Origin of the sequence: Desulfosporosinus sp. OT, from assembly GCF_000224515.1 — a bacterium.
Taxonomy (GTDB): Bacteria; Bacillota; Desulfitobacteriia; order Desulfitobacteriales; family Desulfitobacteriaceae; genus Desulfosporosinus.
The window spans coordinates 72277-88954 of the sequence record NZ_AGAF01000085.1 but is presented as its reverse complement, the minus strand read 5'-3'; the positions used below and the strand labels follow the sequence as shown (position 1 = coordinate 88954).

Sequence of the window (16678 nt, the reverse complement as noted above, 5' to 3'; positions counted from 1 at the left end):
CGTTAGCTTTCATACCTTTGCCCTTTGGGATAGTGTCCACATACTTGTGACTGACTCTGGACTCTCGGCATCCATTAAGGAAGAACTTGAGCTGAAGGGTGTCGAAGTTTTACTTGCGTAACTGACAAACCTCTTAAAGCGGACAAATAAAAGGGGCTGTTGCAAACTCATTTTGCAACAGCCTCTTAATGTTCCTAAATATACTCTTTATTTAGGAAGTGTTAAGCTGTCTTGAGTGTTCCTTTTTACCCCTTCAAGGTCGTGATTAAAACTTCCTGTATTAGTCATTTGATCATCTATAGTATCCTTGTCAAGGGTACTATGGGCACGACCATTTAAGACATCGACTAATCCCGCTTTTTGAAGTTCACTCGCAATTTCGAAGAGAGATTCTCGTTTACTACGAGGCAAACGGTTGACAAAGCGATTTATTTTTACAGGGGGTACAAGATTTCGAAATTTAACTCCTCCGTATTTCATAATGCGTTCCGGCAAAAATATCCTCCTCCTTAAACTAAATAATGATATGAATTTCTTCTAATATTATTTGCCTATTGGTCAAAACAAATACAGGTATTTCTGTTTTATTGTCGAACAAAATAAATTAAGAGAAAGACAGTAAAAGTGCTGTCTGTTCTAACCATAATGGAAAGAACAGACAGCACTTTGCAATGGGATGGAGGAAAATCCTAGTGTTAGTTACTGACGGCATACATATGATCGAAGGGGTAAAGGGAGCCAATATTTACCTTGTCACTGGTGCTCACATATTCTTGGTCGATACCGGATTGCCTGGTCAAGAACATCGGATATGTAACTATCTAAACGCTATCGGAATTGAGCCCTCTGCTCTCGAAAGCATTGTGCTTACGCACTATGATGTCGATCATGTTGGCAGCGTTATGGCAATGCAAAAGCTTGCAAAATGTCCCGTCTATTCTCATCTTCTCGAAATTCCTTATATCCTCGGTCAAAAAAGCCGTTCCGGTATCAAACGTTGGTTGCCATGGGCCATTCGACCAGTTTACGGAAAGCTGATTTCCCCAACGGAGCTGCGTCCCTTGGCTGGTGGAGAATTCTTTGAAGATTGGGAAATCATCCACACGCCCGGTCATACTCCAGGCCATATTTCATTGTACCGTAATGGTATCGCGATTGTGGGCGATCTCTTTCAGGGCGGAGAGATTCGCTTGGCTCCAAGTTATTTTACCTGGGATGGCAATGAATTGAAGAAATCTGCTCAAAAAGTGCTTGAGCGTCCCCTTCGCTGGATTTTACCTGGGCACGGTCCGGCAACGCCTGCATCAAGCCATTGGCTTGACAGCCTTCTGAAATCACACAAAAAATAATAAGGGGTAGCCTATACCAACAATTTATTGTACCGGAGGGTCCTCTGTAATTTGAACGCTACTCAAGGTATCTATGACTTGTCCACGAATAAAAGACAAATACTCTTGGCGCAATGCCTCTTGTTCATCACGCTCCCATTCTTCTAAGCCAATAGACTTTTGTTTCTTCGATAGCTCGTTAATACGCGCGACAATTACATTAATGGGTGAAGTGCTCAAGACACGATCATCCTTTCATCCAACCTGTCTACAGATTTTACTGGTTGTATTTTTTTGCCACTAATTATAGCATATTAGTAAAAAAAATGACAGATTTGTCCCTATACAGATGAATCAATGCTATAATATACCTAAAAACGTCTAACAGACGAATGGGGGTTAGGATGAAAAACTATAATCTAAGAAAGTTATATACCTTAATTAGAGGATTTTTAACAGATTTAAACATTCGCACCAAAGCGTTCCTTATGGACCTGAAACCAGGGAGCGCAAAGTTTCATATATCTTGGAAATCTCCTAAAGTTATCGTTGGCACGATAACCTTTATTTTGGTCATCGGCGGTTCAACCGTATATCTAAGTGGTACAGCTTCTGCTGCCTATCTTGTCCTTAATGGTCAGACAGTTGGTTTAGTTGAAAGTGTAGAGACAGGTCAACATCTGGTTGACGATATTCTGACAGAACGTGGACAGGCGATAGGTAAGGAGGTTAAAACCCACGATCAAATTGAGTATAAAACAGCTCGTGTCAATAAGTCAGCCCTTTTAGGTGAAATGTCAACTGAAAATAAACTTCAAAAAAAGCTAACATCTTATGTTGACGGGTATGCTTTGGAAATTGCAGGAACACAAATAGCTATCTTACCAAACCAAGAGGATATAACCAAACTCCTTAAAACATATCAGGAATTTTATACCAAGCCAAGTGACAACAACCAAGTGACATCAGTTGAGTTTAGCGAATCGATTGCGACGAAACCCATTGAAGCTCAGCCTGATCAGGTTAAATTACCTGATCAAGTTTTAAAAGAGTTAAAAGATGGAAAAATAACGACAACGGAGTACACAGCTCAGGAGAATGACTCTTGGTGGCTGATTGCTCGCAAAAACGATATGAAAACAAAAGAAGTCTTAGACGGTAACCCAGGAATGACAGAAGATAGTGTGATTCAGCCAGGGCAGAAGATTAAGCTCGTTTCTTCTAGTCCTTACCTGACTGTTCTGAGCAAAGGGATCTTATCCAGTACAGAAATTGTGGCATTTGATGTAATTACGAAGACGGATACAAGCCTTAATAGTGGAGAAACAGAGGTTAAAGAAAAAGGTAGTGATGGATCAAAACTTGTCACTTACAGCTATGTTCAAAAAAATGGGGAGTACATAACCAAGGAAGTTATCGACGAGAAAGTGACTAAGCAACCTGTTTCACAAGTCGTTGCTAAAGGTCCCAGTCGCTCTCCAGTTACAGTGGCCTACAAGACATCCAGAGGATCTGGGAGTATCTCTGGAATTTCTTGGCCTTTGAGTGGGTCGATTAGTTCTTATTACGGATCAAGGGGAGGCGGCTTCCATACTGGCCTAGATATCAGCGGTGATACAGGTGAACCCTATTCCGCAGCTGCATCGGGAACGATCGTCGCAGCAGGATGGAGTGGAGGATACGGTAACATGATCCTCATTGACCATGGAAACGGAGTGATGACACGTTATGGGCATTCCTCACGACTTTTGGTTTCTGTTGGCCAACATGTGAGCAAAGGACAGACCATAGGATTGGTTGGTTCAACCGGGAATGCAACAGGCCCTCATCTACATTTCGAAATAATTCTCAATGGTGATACGACGAATCCTCTAAACTATCTACGTTAAAAGAAAGCGCCGGTGGCGCTTTTCTTTATTCCAATCAGAAAGTGTAACGTTTCGTTCCATACTTTCTGGAAGTTCCTAAAAAGTAAAATCTGAAATCTGAAGGTGGGAGCGTTATGGTATTGTCTTCAAAAACAAGTCTCCGTGTTCGTTATTCTGAAACGGATCAAATGGGAATTGTTTATCATGCCAATTATCTTGTTTGGTTTGAGGTTGGAAGATCAGAACTTTTTCGGGAATTGAACCTCCCTTATACGCAATTTGAGGAACAAGGTTTAGGTTTGGCTGTCATCGAGGCCAGTTGCCGTTACCGTAAACCTGCTAGGTATGATGATGAGCTGGTTGTTATTACTGAAATGGATCAGATTTCTTCGCGAGCAGCAAAGTTTTCTTACCGCGTTTATCATGAAGAAATCCTACTGGCGGAAGGTAAGACAGTTCATGTGTTTATAAACAAAGAGGGTCGTCCTGCGGATGTTCGGAAGTATGCGATCTGGCCACGTTTAGAACCAATCCTTAAAAAACAAACCTAGACTAACTCTTGTTCCTACGAAATATTTATGGCAACATATATATTTCGATATATCTATTGCATTACAGCAAGCCTCATGGTATTATGTATACATAATACAAAAGAGAGAAGGGATTTTATGTTTCTAGTAACGTGGATCGAAGGTGAGGAAGTTAATTACCGGCTCGTAATGAAGCAGGAACTTTCAACACTGATGGCTGCCACAGCTCTTGGGAAACATGCAATCGTCCAGAAACTAGCATTTTAATGAACTATCGTTGCCTAGAATCAGTTTCCAGGTTTAGGATTTATAAATATCGAAATGCCTATCGAAAATCGATAGGCATTTATTTTTTTGGAATTCATTTTGCAGGATAATTTAAGTTTTTCCCGAATATTATTTAAGCTATAGGTTTTTTCATCCTGCAAAGCTTTTGTCGAATCCGCAGGGTCGATTACTTGGAATTTTCCATGGGGCTTGTTATAATGATGCTCAGGTCTTGGACAAGAGATGCACTATTGAACTAGGAGGTTGTACTTTTTTGAAATTCATAACTGCCTTTTTCCTCGTAATTTCTTTATTATTTAGTATGACCCCCACAACATCTGCTGCTCCAACTGGCTCAAAGCCTCAAGTACGTGGTGAGGCTGCCTATTTAATAGATGTAAAGTCCGGGCAAACCATCTTTACGAAAAATCCAGACGAGCCACTGGCTCCTGCAAGTACCACGAAAATTATGACAGGACTTTTAGCGATTGAACATGGGGACTTGAATGACATTGTCACAGTAAGTTCTACAATGCTGAATAACAAGATTGTTTATGGTACCCAAATTTACCTTGTGCCGGGAGAGCAGATGTTGTTGAAAGACATGCTTTATGCTATGTTTTTAAACTCTGCGAACGATGCCGCAGTTGCTATTGCTGAGCATATCGGCGGCGACTTATCGCATTTTGTCGATATGATGAACCAACGGGCCCTTGAAATAGGGGCTACGCAAACTCATTTTATTAATCCGAGTGGTCTAACGGAGAAAGGGCACGTTACGACAGCTCATGATCTGGCTCTTATCGCCCGTGTTGCGTATCAAAATCCCTTATTTGCCCAGTATGTCCGTACTAAAACAAAGGTTATTCCTAGACCAAAAGCTGATCTTCCAACGCTGATGGTTAATGAAAACAAGTTGCTCTGGAGTGACTCTGATGTTGATGGCATTAAAACAGGCTATACGGCTGCAGCCCAGAACTGTCTTGTTGCGTCAGTGACGAAGGATGGACGCCAATTCATAGGCGTTATCCTAAAATCTCCAGGCCGTGAAATTTACACAGATATGGAGGATATGTTTGAATATGGCTTTACTCAATTTGAAGAAACTGTGTACAAGCCTTCTGGTGCAGTGCTCTCAACGATTACGGTGAATAATGAACCAGTTGATTTGATTCTTGATCGCCCGATTTATACTATCCAAAAACTTGACCAGCAGAATTCAAGCTTAAGTTTGCATGTCATCCCAAGTTATACAAGTCCACTTGTTTCAGTGGAAGAGGGCCAAGTTTTAGCTCATGTCGAGGTTTGGGATGGGAACGCACTTTTAGATACGCTGCCGTTAAAATCTTCACTGACGATTCTACCCCTAACACATAATAAAGGAATTTCATATTATTTACTTCGGATTGCAGGACTAATGCTCATAGGAGTCGCTTTGTCCTTCGCCCTGGCCTTTAAATTACACGTAGATCGACTTCGCCGAAGACATGAACGGCTTGCTAGAAGAAGGGAGTCCAATTAGTGAATCACGTAACTAGAACATTCCTAAGTCGCAGTTTAAAGTTCATTTCTTTCTGGGTTGTGGTAGGTGGGCTCATCTTCCTTGTCGGGCATTTTATCAATTTGTTCTTGCCCTTTATCCTGGCGTTTATCATGACAGCAACAATCAATCCCCTCAGAAATTTTCTTGTCCGAAAGGTTAACCTGCCCCAGGGAGTCGCTGTTATTACTTCCATGATTGTCGAAATTGGTGGAATAGGTGTCATTATTGTTCTCCTGTTTATTCGACTCATTCGAGAAATTCAGGATATTTACATTCATTGGCCCAATTACAATGAATGGTTACAACACTTAATTGCTCATTGGCTGGCCAAAGTGGAAATTTATTACTTGAAATTACCCGGAAATAATATTGAAACTATCAACAATACTGTGAAAGAATTTGTTAATACGATTCCCTCTCTCTTAGCCTACATATTATCGTTTGCAGCCAAAATTCCAGAAATGGTTATTGTTATTGTTATTGCTGTCGTTGCTACGTTTTTTATGTCCAGCGGCTCGAAGCGCTATCTCAGCGAATTTTCGCTGATCTTTCCACTAGAATGGCGGGAACACCTTAGTGAATTAGGCCGGGATTTTTCCCGCGCTTTTGCAGGTTTTATCCGAGCTGAATTTATTGTGTTTCTGATTACAATGTTTCTTTCCATCGCTGGATTAATGATTATTCACGCCAGATATGCGATTGTTTTAGGAACTATCACAGGAATCTTCGGCATACTCCCTGTCTTAGGCGTGGGTATTATTCTTGTGCCTTGGTCAATATTAGCTTTCATAGGTGGACATAGTCTATTGGCTATCGAGCTCTTGCTCCTGACAACTCTGATTACGATTCTGAGACACATTATTGAACCTAAGATTCTGGGTGACAATGTCGGACTTGATCCGCTCTTCGTTCTGATGAGCATGTACATTGGTTTAGAATCTACGGGTATAATCGGGTTGGTCTTAGGTCCTTTTATTCTTATCGCTTACCAAGCTTTACGAAAGGCCGGAGTATTCCGAAATCTTTAAATCTAAATAGCTAAGTTTAGATTTCTAAACTAAAGCCAATCAGAAGTTGAGACTTAGCCAGGCGTACGTTTGGCTTTTCAGTGTGGTTTATCTTATAATGAGATTCATAAGGATTAAGGAGACAATTTAGGAGTTGACTTTTCTTGGAAATGGGTAAAAAGGTTGTAACCTTAGCCTACGGTTGTCAGATGTCTGAACGTGATGCCGGAACATTGACAGAGATCACAAGACAACTTGGCTATACAAGTTCAGATGAACTTCAAACAGCAGACCTGGTGATTGTTAATACTTGTTGCGTAAGAGAAAGTGCAGAAAATAAAATACTGGGGAAAATCGGTGAGCTGAAGAAGCTTAAAGAAAAAAACCCTAACTTGAAGATTGCCATCAGTGGATGTATGGTTCAACAACCGGGCGCTTTAGAACGGTTGCAGAAACGAGCACCCCATGTGGACATCTGGGCAGGGACCCATAATCTGCACGATTTCTCGGTTCTGTTGGAGCGAGCAGAACAGGGAGGAAAAGTGGCAGAAGTATGGCAAGAACCGAAAAAAGCTATAGAATCTACCCCGCTCGCCGAGAAAGGTAAGCTGCAAGCGAATGTTAATATCATGTACGGGTGTGATAATTTCTGTTCATATTGCATTGTCCCCCACGTACGAGGTAGGGAAAGGAGTCGCCATCCTGAGGAAATTATCCAAGAGATAAACTATCTCGTCGCTAATGGTTGCCGCGAAGTCACATTATTAGGACAAAATGTGAACTCCTATGGTAAGGAGTTTTCTCCAGCCTATGACTTTGCGGATCTACTCCGAGATGTGGATCAAATCCCGCATCTCTTACGAATACGCTATATCACTTCTCATCCCAAAGACTTATCTGACAAGTTAATAGAAACGGTCGCTCAGGGAGAGAAACTTTGCGAGCACTTTCATCTCCCTATTCAATCGGGCAGTAATTTTATTTTAGAACGCATGAATCGGAAATATACGAGGGAATACTATTTAAGTCGCGTAGAAAGAATTCGCAGGCTTCTTCCCCAGGCAAGTTTAACCACGGACATTATTGTTGGATTTCCGGGAGAGTCGGAAGAAGATTTTGAACAAACTTTAGCTATGATGGACTCGGTCCACTATAGTCAAGCCTTCACCTTTATGTATTCTAAACGCTCAGGAACGCTTGCCGCCAATATGGAAGATCAGATTCCGCTCGACGTCAAAAAACGACGTTTGCAGAGGTTGATGAGTGAGCAAAACCAGAAAAGCCTGGAGTGGCGGCAGCAGATGATCGGAAAAACATATGAGGTTCTTGTTGAAGGCCCCAGTAAAACGAATCCCCAGCGTTTAACTGGACGAACCCGTGGCAACGAACTTGTCGTCTTTAGTGGTAATCCAGAAATTATTGGGTCTTTGGTTAACGTACGGATTGTTGAAGCAGGATCATGGACCCTAGTTGGAGATATCGAAAGACCTTAAAAGAATCCGTTTCCTTTGAATTTAAGCAGGAATTAAAGAGTTCTATGTAGAATGTAATAACCGGAGGTGTCGATAATGACGAATGAAATTACAGAAAAAGCCGGGCTCTTAGCTGATGCCATTGCCCGAAGCACAGAGCTTGCTGAACTACGCAGCACAGAAGATGCAATGGCTGCTGACCTGACAGCCCAACAATTGATTGCAGAATTACAGAAAGCTCAAGAGAGGTTTATGAAGAGTCAACAAGAAAATAGTGAGCCTTCTGAAGCCGATAGAAAACTGGTTGACGAGATCGAAACCAAAGTTGAGGCAAATGCTGCCATTGCCGCTTATATGAAAGCGCAAGACAAATTCACAGAAATGTTGGATACGGTTAATTCTATTCTAGCCGGAGCGATTGCTGGCTCAGAGGGTTGTTCTTGCGGAGACGATGGCTGTGAAAGCGGCGGATGTGACGTTAGTGGGTGCGGCAGCGGCGGCTGTGGTTGCGGAGGTCGCTAACAACAGGCGAAGCTCAAGAAAAAGTTAAAAAAGGGAAGGGCTAAATCTCTAGCTCTTCCCTTTTAGGATTTATAGAAAACCTGGCTTGCGCCCACACGAAGACACTGTCTTCGCACGTATTAGCCTTCTCGTTAGCCACAGGCGCTGGCGGAAGTCTTTGGTTGCACTTTGCGCTGACCATGACTCGAACAGGACGTTCGAGGTTAGAGCGCCGCCCGAAGACACTGTCTTCGCACGTATTAACCTTCTTGCAGGATGGCGAGAAGGGACCCACCTGAAATTTATACTTTCCGACTTGGTATATAGAAAACCGCGTAGAACGAATTCTTGAAGGGGAGAATTAAGGTATGACCACCCCGATGATGCGACAATATCAAGGAATTAAAGCAAAAGCACCCGACGCTATTCTTTTTTATCGGTTAGGTGATTTTTATGAAATGTTTGGAGAAGATGCCGAATTAGCAGCGCCTATTTTACAAATAGCTTTAACGGGACGAGATGCAGGGGAAGGAAAGAAGATTGCCATGTGTGGCGTCCCTTATCATGCTTTAGATAATTACTTAGCAAAGCTTGTTAAGGCTGGTCATAAAGTTGCCATTTGTGAACAAGTAGAAGATGCTAAAAATGCTAAAGGGATTGTCAAGCGTGGGATTATCCGGATTGTTTCACCTGGTACCTTGACGGAATCAGTCTCTGAACGTAGCAATCACTATTTAGCAAGTGTGTATCATGATGAACACTGGGGCCTTGCTTTTCTTGATTTATCCACGGGTGAATTTTCGATTTTCCAAACTTCAGACTTTGAGGTTCTCCTTGCTGAATTGTCCCGGATTAATCCAGCTGAGCTCCTACTGCCTCCTGAACTTATGAAAAGACCTAAACCCTGGGTAGGTTATTACTGTAGTGTGCGAGAACGTAAAACGTTTGGTGGTCAAGAGTTGCAGAATAGATTTTCTGGACAGCAGGATTTGTTTCTTGAATTTCCAGTGGCAACCCAAGCTGCCACCGCATTGTGGACATATCTGTTGGAAACGATGCCAGGCGTTGATCCAACCCATATTATCGAAATAAAGACATTCCGTTCTGAGCAGTGGATGTTTCTCGATCAGTGGACGCGTCACAACTTGGAACTCACAGAATCCCTTCGAAGCGTTGGGAAGAGAGGAACGCTATTATCTGTTCTCGACTTAACCCAAACAGCATTTGGAGGAAGGCTTTTAAAGCATTGGATTGATAAACCCTTGCTGTCGCAAGATGAAATAGAACGGCGCCTTAATGCTATTGAAGAACTGACCTCTGACTCATTTCTGCGCAAAGACTTGTTTAAGCTTCTTTCCGAGGTATATGACCTGGAACGTCTGATGGGGAAGGTTTCTTATGGGACCGCCAACGCCAAAGATTTATTATCGTTGGCGCAAACCTTAGCTCTGCTCCCTGAAATTCGGACCCTTATCACGGCGAGTTCTGCCGAAACCCTAAAAATACACGCCCCCCATCTTGAGGGCCTGGACTCATTTGTCTCTAAACTACAAAGTGCGCTTAATCCTACTCCACCGCTATCTTTGAGAGATGGCAATATCATCAAAACTGGTTATTCTCAAGAAGTCGATGAATTGCGCTATATTGCCTCAGGCGGCAAGGAATGGGTTGCTCAACTGGAAAATGCCGAGCGTGAACGAACGGGGATTCGTTCCTTGAAGATAGGATATAACAAAGTTTTTGGTTATTTCATTGAAATCACCCATGCAAATGCTCACCTTATTCCAACTGACTATCAACGCAAACAGACCCTGTCTAATGCCGAACGTTTTATTACGCCCGAACTGAAAGAGTATGAACAAAAGATAATTGGCGCTGAGGAGAAACTTAAAGATTTAGAATACGAACTTCTCTTAGCCCTACGCGAAGACGTTCGCACTCATACCAAAGCGATTTTGCAAGTAGCACAAGTATTAGCGGAAGTCGATGTTTTTGTCAGCTTGGCAGAAGTAGCTGTTCGCAATCACTATGTACGTCCTCAGATTAAACATAATGGTGAAATTGTTATTATAGAAGGTCGTCACCCAGTTGTTGAACAAATGCTTGAGCCTGGTGTCTTTGTTCCTAATGATACTCAGATGTCCGAGAGCCACCATCTAGCTCTCATAACAGGTCCTAATATGGCAGGTAAATCCACCTATATGCGGCAAGTGGCCTTAATCGTCCTCATGGCCCATATCGGATCATTTGTACCAGCTAAGAAGGCCAGCATCGCTCAAGTTGATCGTATCTTTACACGAGTCGGTGCATCGGATGATTTAGCGGCCGGACAAAGTACCTTTATGGTGGAAATGCAAGAAGTCGCTCACATTTTAAGGTATGCGACAAGTAAAAGTTTGATCATTTTAGATGAAATAGGGCGGGGCACTGCGACGTTTGACGGACTTAGTATCGCTTGGGCTGTTGCGGAGCATCTTATTCAATCTCAGGGATTCAATCCTAAAACCCTTTTTGCCACACATTATCATGAGCTGACCCAACTTCAAGACGAATTTCCCAGGTTATTTAACCTTCATGTGGGTGTCAAGGAACGGGGAGAAGACATTGTCTTTTTGCACAAAATATTGCCGGGTAAAGCAGACCGCAGTTATGGCATTCAAGTCGCACGTCTTGCTGGCCTTCCTCCAGAATTACTGCAACGTGCGAAAACGCTGCTAATAGAATTAGAATCTTCTGAGCCAGTCCATGCTGTGGCTGACCCATCCACAGTGGTTACTCAATTTTCGCTCTTCGATGTTCCCCAAACCCATCCACTGCTGCAAGAAATTAACCAACTGCCTCTGGAAGACATGACTGCGCGTCAAGCCCTGCAATATCTCTTTGACTTACGTGAGCGCATTCAATCAACAGAAACTATGTAACAGAAGTCAGAGGTCAGAGGCCGGAAGTCCGAAGTTAGAAGTTAGATGTTAGAGGTATTTAACATGAATTATGAATTAGATGATTCAACTTTAGTCGTCAGAGTCCAGGTTCAAGTAACTTCGCAGTTCGTAGTCAAGAATTTAGGTTTAAAGATCGAACGACGCACTACGAACATCGAACCTCGATAAAGGGGGGGTTAAGATGTCTAATCAAGTTGGTATTGATGTTGGGGGGACTTATACTGATGCTGTATATATCCAGGATGGCTATATTCAACATACTGCAAAAGTGCCTACCCATTCTGAAAATATTGTCGAAACTGTGCTGGAAGCCTTTGAAAAGTTGAAGATTATCGATGAAAATTCAATTGATCAGATCAATGTAAGTACAACACTTGTGACCAATGCAATTCTTCAGGAACGAATACCCCCTGTTAAATTACTTTTGTTTTCTGGAAAGGGGATGAGCGTTGATGCGCTTCCCTGGCCGGTTCACTACCTTGAGCTCTCCGGGGAAATGGATTTCCGGGGTAGAGAAATTGAGCCCCCAGACCAGAGAGAATGGCAGGAACTTCAACTATCTGAGCAGGGTGAGAATCCTATCCATGTTGCTATTGTCGGCAAGTTTTCTCATCGCAACTGTCTTCATGAGCAACAACTAGCTGCCTACTTAAAAAAACTTAATCCTACCTGGCGCATCGCTTTAGGACATGAGTGGGGACAAGCTAATTTTTATCGACGCAGCCTGACCACCTATCTTAATTTAGGTGTTTCTGACTTATATCAACAATTTGCCCGGCAATTACAAACTGCCGTGGCAGCTCGAAATATTAAAGCCCCTATTTTTATTTTAAAGGCGGATGGGGGGATTTTACCTCTGGCCAAGATTCGCCCGATTGATTCGATTTATTCTGGACCTGCTGCCAGTGTCCTGGCCGCTTTAACTCAAAATGAACCTACTGACTCTTCGATCATCGTGGATATTGGTGGAACAACAACAGATATAGGTCTTGTCCTTTCAGGGGTCCCGTTGTTCGGTTCAAAAGGAGCTCAAATTGGTCCTTTTGCTACCCTTGTCCGTTCACTTGCCGTTCGTTCAATTCCGGTTGGAGGGGATTCTGTTGTCCGTGCCACTGATCAAGGATTTAGCCTCGAAAGTTACCGTGTTGGTCCAGCCTATTGCCTAGGTGGAACCGAACCGACGCCAACCGATGCAATGCGTTATCTTGGACTTATTGACTATGGAAACGAGCAGCTTGCTGAGGCAGGTCTTGCCTCCATTTTACCGCCGAATCGTCGTACCCCTGAGTTTCTGCATAAGCTTGCTGGAGCCATTCTTGATACGATGGTCGATCGAATTGCGGCGGCCGTTGATTCTCTGAAGCGAGAGTGGCAAGAAGAGCCGGCTTACAAGGTTTGGGAAGTTCTCCATCCTCATGAAGACCAGGCGTTTCGCACATTAGTCAGCGGAGGTGGTGCTCGAGGTGTTTCCAAGGCATTGGGAAAACGACTTCGGACTCCTGTTCAGCTGGGATACTATTCGGAAATTTCCAATGCCCTAGGTGCGGCTATGGCTCGTCCAACCTTTGATTGCACGCTTCATCTGGACACTTATATGAAACGGTATCGTGTAGAAGAGACGGGAGAGCAGGGAAAATGGACAGGATCTCTGCGACCTTACCAAGAAGTGGACAAGTTTTTGGATAGCCTTGTTCAGCAACAAGCCGCGCACTATGAGTTTCAGACTGAGGATATCGAAAAAGAGCCCTTTGATTTCTTTCCTATTGTTCAGGGTTATAAAACGGTGGGTCAAATTGTCCGTGGGGCAGCTCATCAACGACCCGGTGTGATTGGGAGGGTGCATGTATGAAACGGACCGGAATTTTGTTTTTCCTGCCTTTGATTGGTCACTTGGTGATTCCCATCCTGAACGCGAAGAACGCCTCCTCTATACTCAGGAGCAACTGTTTGAGGAGGGCATTCTCGACTTGCCTCAAATTAAGCAATTTTCACCGCGTCTGGCCTCGATTCGAGAGGCGTTACGGGCACAAGCTCTATTCCCAACACCGGGGATGCATACCGATTCCTTAGATGCCCATCTCATAGCAGCCGGAAGTGCTATCTTACTTGGTGAAGCACAGGTTCGCGGGGACATTGCCAATGGTTTCGTCCTTGTTCGCCCCCCAGGACACCATTCCGGAGCGACCGTTTGGGGAAATCGTGGATTTTGTTCAATCAATAATGAAGCAGTTCTGGTAAACCATTTGAGAGCTCATTTAGGTATTAAGAAGATCGCTATTGTCGATACGGATGTCCATCACGGAGACGGCACTCAAGATATCTTTTATCATGACCCCAATGTCCTGTTCATTTCCCTTCATCAAGATGGACGCACCTTGTATCCCGGATCTGGTTTTGTCAATGAAAAAGGAGGGCCGAATGCTTGGGGTCAGACCATAAACATTCCCCTTCCGCCAGGTACTGGCGACGAAGGGTACCACTATGTTCTAGAAAACTGGGTGTTACCGCGGATCCAGGCCTTTGCTCCTGATCTGATTATTAATTCAGCAGGGCAAGATAATCATTTCACAGATCCTTTAGCCGCAATGAATTTAACTGCCGATGGGTATGGACGAATTACTGAACTTCTTCAACCGGATTTAGCAGTCCTCGAAGGTGGGTATTCCATTGAAGGAGCCCTGCCGTATGTCAATCTGGCTATTCTCTTGGCGCTTGCCGGAGAAGATTACCATCATGTTCGCGAACCTCAGAAATTAGATCGCCCGGTTTTAGATCTAGCGACCCTTAAACCGTACATCGAGGGCCTTAAAAAACAACAGCAAACGCTTAAACCCAACTTCACAATTCAGAACAAAGCCTTTTTCCCTAAAGGAAATTGGATTTATAGTCCCCATTCCGTCTATTACGACACGGAAGGTTTTCAAGAAAACCGACATGATTACATCCGGCAATGCAGTCATTGTGCGGGTACTGTATATATAGAGAGCCAACGTGCTCCTTTTCCCCAGAAGTCGATCTTAATACGAATCCCGTTCCAGGCCTGTTCAGAATGTGAGCAAGCGGGTTACGACCTGTGGGATCATCTAATTCATCAGAGTGAGGATACTGCAAGTGGTTTATTACAAAACCAACTCCATGACAAATTATCAGTTTGGCAGAGGAAAGAAGGACTGAAGGAATTTTGACACCCGTAATTCATATCCTTGATGCTCACTCAGCAAACCAGATTGCCGCTGGCGAAGTCGTTGAACGGCCTGTTTCCGTTGTCAAGGAACTGGTCGAAAACGCTTTAGACGCAGGAGCAAAACACATTGACATAACGATCGAAGGGAATGGTGTACCGTTAATTCGGGTGCGGGATGACGGCTGTGGGATAGCAATATCCGATTTACCTTTGTCCGTCATCCGTCATGCAACGAGTAAAATCAGGGGGATTGGAGACCTGGATGATTTACGAACTCTTGGTTTCAGAGGGGAAGCTCTTCCGAGTATTGCCTCGGTTTCACAGATAGAAATTTCCTCACGTCCGGCAGATGAGGTTGCTGGGTTATGCCTGGCGTTAAACGGTGGGGAGCAAGAGGAGTTTAAAGAAGTGGGGTGCCCTGTTGGGACTTCTGTGACAGTCCGTAATCTTTTTTTTAATACGCCCGCTCGTTTAAAGTTTCTCAAATCTACTCCGACAGAATTTGGTCTAATAAGCGACACTGTCAGTCGAATCGCCCTGGCACACCCGGATATTTCTTTTTCTCTGACCCATCCCCATCAAGTTGTTTTGCAAACGTCTGGACGCGGTGATTTACGGGAAACCATTGGGGCAATTCTCGGTCATACTATCGCTCGACAACTTATTCCGCTTAATGCACAACAGGAAGATTGGCAGATCGAGGGCTTTATCAGTCCGCCAGATTTGGTTCGCTCTTCTAAACAAGCTCAAACGTTTATGATTAATGGACGAATTGTCCGTTCGCCATTTTTGAGCCGCGCCCTGGAGGATGGGTATCATACCCTCATTCCTGCAAAACTGCACCCTGTTGTTGTACTTCACCTGCATGTTCCACCCTCAGAGTATGATGTGAATGTTCATCCCACAAAAATGGATGTGCGGTTTAAAAATGAGCCCGCTCTAACCACTTTCATCAGTAAAGCCGTCTATCAAACGCTAATCAATAGTAAGCCTTTACCCTCGTTCCAGAAAAGACCCGCGCCATCGTTTCAACCTAAGTCAACCCTCCCCCTACAAAGCTTTCCTCCCTCATCAACCTCAGGCCTTCCTGCGAACCCCAAGATACCGTTGCAAATTCGGGAGATTGCTGCACCAAGCGAAGTGAAGCCGCTGGATAATGAACCACCAATAAAACCGCAAACCTTTGAGCAACCGAACTTCTTCAACCCCACTCCAGGAAAGTCCAGAATGCTTGAAAGTCAAGTATTCAGTCTTGCACAACAAAGGTCTCCGAATAACTCTAATAACTCCAATAACTCTAATAAGTCTTATAACTCCAATATCTCAAATTCCCAGGACCAGAGCTCTCTGATTAATCAACCTCAAGCTGAACCCAATTTACTCAAGGATTTAGATCAAGATGATCTCCCTGCTCAAGATGAATTACAAACTGAAGACATTCTATCCCATCTCTGGCCCTTAGCTCAGCTTTTCAATACCTATATCTTAGCGACAGACGGCAAAATTCTACTTATGATTGACCAACATGCTGCTCACGAACGAATTAATTATGAACGGTTGTTAGCGGAGTTCAAGGCAGCTGAACGAACCAGCCAAGCCCTTCTAATTCCCCTTCCCATGGAGTTTACGCTTCAGGAGGAACAAGCCCTTTTAGAACACTTATGGATCCTTACTGAAATGGGATTTGTTTTAGAACAGTTTGGCTCACGAACATACTTGTTGCGTGGTGTGCCTGTTCAAACTGGAACGTTTCCGGCAGATGAAATGCTTCGCCAGTTTATTGAAGAAGTGTTGCAGAAAAATTCGACACCTAGTTTTGACAAACTGTTAGAAGAATGGATTCATATGTTAGCTTGCAAGGAATCGATCAAAGCTCAGGATTCACTTTCCTTGCTTGAAATGGAACAACTGATTGCCCAGCTTGGCAAAACGGATAATCCGTATACTTGTCCACATGGACGCCCCACGATGGTTAAAATGACTCGCTCGGAATTAGAAAGACGCTTCTACCGCACCTAATTGGCATGAAGTTTGTG

General features: G+C 43.6%; 14 protein-coding genes and 1 pseudogene. 13 read left to right on the top strand and 2 right to left on the bottom strand.

Annotated elements, in window-relative coordinates:
• Positions 1-207 precede the first annotated feature (207 nt).
• The gene (locus DOT_RS08035) at positions 208-495 is read right to left on the bottom strand and encodes a hypothetical protein (protein ID WP_009616789.1); all 288 of its coding nucleotides are present in this window, start codon (positions 493-495) and stop codon (positions 208-210) included.
• A gap of 197 nt (positions 496-692) precedes the next feature.
• Here DOT_RS08035 and DOT_RS08030 point away from each other — a divergent pair, with 197 nt between their 5' ends.
• Positions 693-1349 (top strand): MBL fold metallo-hydrolase, encoded by a 657-nt coding sequence (locus tag DOT_RS08030; RefSeq protein WP_009616787.1) that lies wholly within the window; start codon positions 693-695, stop codon positions 1347-1349.
• A gap of 24 nt (positions 1350-1373) precedes the next feature.
• On the opposite strand, the gene DOT_RS08025 is transcribed toward DOT_RS08030, so the two are convergent.
• The gene (locus DOT_RS08025; protein ID WP_050809843.1) at positions 1374-1568 is read right to left on the bottom strand and encodes a DUF896 domain-containing protein; all 195 of its coding nucleotides are present in this window, start codon (positions 1566-1568) and stop codon (positions 1374-1376) included.
• A gap of 164 nt (positions 1569-1732) precedes the next feature.
• On the opposite strand from DOT_RS08025, the gene DOT_RS32320 reads away from it, so the two are divergent.
• The 12 genes and pseudogenes from DOT_RS32320 (at position 1733) to mutL (ending at position 16661) form a co-directional block, all read left to right on the top strand.
• On the top strand, positions 1733-3217 hold the full coding sequence (locus DOT_RS32320) for a peptidoglycan DD-metalloendopeptidase family protein (RefSeq protein WP_009616784.1): 1485 nt from the start codon (positions 1733-1735) through the stop codon (positions 3215-3217).
• A gap of 113 nt (positions 3218-3330) precedes the next feature.
• Entirely contained in the window at positions 3331-3747 is a 417-nt protein-coding gene (locus DOT_RS08015) for a thioesterase family protein (RefSeq protein ID WP_009616782.1), read from the top strand.
• Between the two features lie 117 nt (positions 3748-3864).
• Entirely contained in the window at positions 3865-3993 is a 129-nt protein-coding gene (locus tag DOT_RS32315; protein WP_009616780.1) for a hypothetical protein, read from the top strand.
• A 274-nt stretch (positions 3994-4267) separates the two neighbouring features.
• Positions 4268-5515 (top strand): D-alanyl-D-alanine carboxypeptidase family protein, encoded by a 1248-nt coding sequence (locus DOT_RS08010; RefSeq protein WP_009616778.1) that lies wholly within the window; start codon positions 4268-4270, stop codon positions 5513-5515.
• The gene (gene ytvI, locus DOT_RS08005) at positions 5515-6564 is read left to right on the top strand and encodes a sporulation integral membrane protein YtvI (protein ID WP_009616777.1); all 1050 of its coding nucleotides are present in this window, start codon (positions 5515-5517) and stop codon (positions 6562-6564) included. Before DOT_RS08010 ends, ytvI begins: the two co-directional genes overlap by 1 nt.
• A gap of 149 nt (positions 6565-6713) precedes the next feature.
• Entirely contained in the window at positions 6714-8036 is a 1323-nt protein-coding gene (gene miaB, locus DOT_RS08000) for a tRNA (N6-isopentenyl adenosine(37)-C2)-methylthiotransferase MiaB (protein ID WP_040411592.1), read from the top strand.
• Between the two features lie 75 nt (positions 8037-8111).
• The gene (locus DOT_RS07995; RefSeq protein WP_009616773.1) at positions 8112-8537 is read left to right on the top strand and encodes a YlbF family regulator; all 426 of its coding nucleotides are present in this window, start codon (positions 8112-8114) and stop codon (positions 8535-8537) included.
• 347 nt (positions 8538-8884) lie between these two features.
• Positions 8885-11437 (top strand): DNA mismatch repair protein MutS, encoded by a 2553-nt coding sequence (gene mutS, locus DOT_RS07990; protein ID WP_009616771.1) that lies wholly within the window; start codon positions 8885-8887, stop codon positions 11435-11437.
• Between the two features lie 63 nt (positions 11438-11500).
• Positions 11501-11626, top strand: coding sequence for a hypothetical protein (locus DOT_RS32310; RefSeq protein ID WP_282433443.1), 126 nt, complete (start codon positions 11501-11503; stop codon positions 11624-11626).
• A gap of 13 nt (positions 11627-11639) precedes the next feature.
• Positions 11640-13307 carry a hydantoinase/oxoprolinase family protein gene (locus tag DOT_RS07985; RefSeq protein WP_009616769.1) on the top strand — a complete coding sequence of 556 codons (1668 nt, stop codon included), beginning with the start codon at positions 11640-11642 and terminating at the stop codon, positions 13305-13307.
• A pseudogene (locus DOT_RS07980) lies at positions 13304-14643 on the top strand (histone deacetylase). The gene DOT_RS07985 and the pseudogene DOT_RS07980 overlap by 4 nt, the downstream one beginning before the upstream one ends.
• Positions 14640-16661: a DNA mismatch repair endonuclease MutL gene (gene mutL / locus DOT_RS07975; protein WP_009616766.1), complete on the top strand. Its 2022-nt coding sequence runs from the start codon at positions 14640-14642 to the stop codon at positions 16659-16661. The pseudogene DOT_RS07980 and the gene mutL overlap by 4 nt, the downstream one beginning before the upstream one ends.
• Positions 16662-16678 lie beyond the last annotated feature (17 nt).

What these genes read in the sequence shown, in the direction of transcription:
- DOT_RS32320 (WP_009616784.1), top strand. Translation starts at nt 1,733, where the DNA reads ATGAAAAACTATAATCTAAGAAAGTTATATACCTTAATTAGAGGATTT.
- DOT_RS08015 (WP_009616782.1), top strand. Translation starts at nt 3,331, where the DNA reads ATGGTATTGTCTTCAAAAACAAGTCTCCGTGTTCGTTATTCTGAAACG.
- DOT_RS32315 (WP_009616780.1), top strand. Translation starts at nt 3,865, where the DNA reads ATGTTTCTAGTAACGTGGATCGAAGGTGAGGAAGTTAATTACCGGCTC.
- miaB (WP_040411592.1), top strand. Translation starts at nt 6,714, where the DNA reads ATGGGTAAAAAGGTTGTAACCTTAGCCTACGGTTGTCAGATGTCTGAA.
- DOT_RS07995 (WP_009616773.1), top strand. Translation starts at nt 8,112, where the DNA reads ATGACGAATGAAATTACAGAAAAAGCCGGGCTCTTAGCTGATGCCATT.
- mutS (WP_009616771.1), top strand. Translation starts at nt 8,885, where the DNA reads ATGACCACCCCGATGATGCGACAATATCAAGGAATTAAAGCAAAAGCA.
- DOT_RS32310 (WP_282433443.1), top strand. Translation starts at nt 11,501, where the DNA reads ATGAATTATGAATTAGATGATTCAACTTTAGTCGTCAGAGTCCAGGTT.
- DOT_RS07985 (WP_009616769.1), top strand. Translation starts at nt 11,640, where the DNA reads ATGTCTAATCAAGTTGGTATTGATGTTGGGGGGACTTATACTGATGCT.